The organism is Methylothermus subterraneus, from assembly GCF_054656915.1.
Genome location: NZ_BAAHXK010000040.1, coordinates 1 through 512 on the forward strand (window position 1 = coordinate 1; position 512 = coordinate 512).

The 512-nt window shown below is 54.7% G+C and carries 1 protein-coding gene; it reads right to left on the minus strand.

Features of this window, described 5'->3' with window-relative positions; translation table 11 throughout:
* On the minus strand, positions 1–512 hold a 512-nt coding region (locus tag ACYQ3M_RS11635; protein WP_460036245.1), incomplete at both ends, for a methane monooxygenase/ammonia monooxygenase subunit C.

The window sequence follows — 512 nt, forward strand, 5'->3', positions numbered from 1 at the left end:
GGCAGCCGCGTGTGCGCATAAATCATCGACGCATACCCAGTAATAATGTAAATCGGGTAGCTCAAATAAAACTCAATAATGTGACTGGGCGTAAAGTCCGTGTCCCGCACAATCGTCTGGTGCCAGGTCCCATCCTGCTCCGTAAAATAACTGGCCCCCCAGTAAAGCGCCCACGCATACGCCACCAGCCAAATCAAATGCGTCATGTTCCGACGCAGCTCCTCCCGCGGCGCCAACGCGTCCAAATTGCGGTCCCGCGTCTTCCATAAATACCCCCACAACAGCGCCGCCGTCGTCACCTCCAAAACAATCTCCGTGTATAAGAAGTTCATCCAGTACTTCTCAAACTCCGGCGCAAACGCGTCCAACCCCGCACTCCATCCGTACACTCCCTCGTACCAACGAACCCATAAGTAAAATACCGTGTAAATCCCAAACGCAAACGCTAACCAGCGCTTGTCCAACAAGGGCGCCTCACTCACCGCACCCACCGCTTGTGTCGTCGCAGCCAT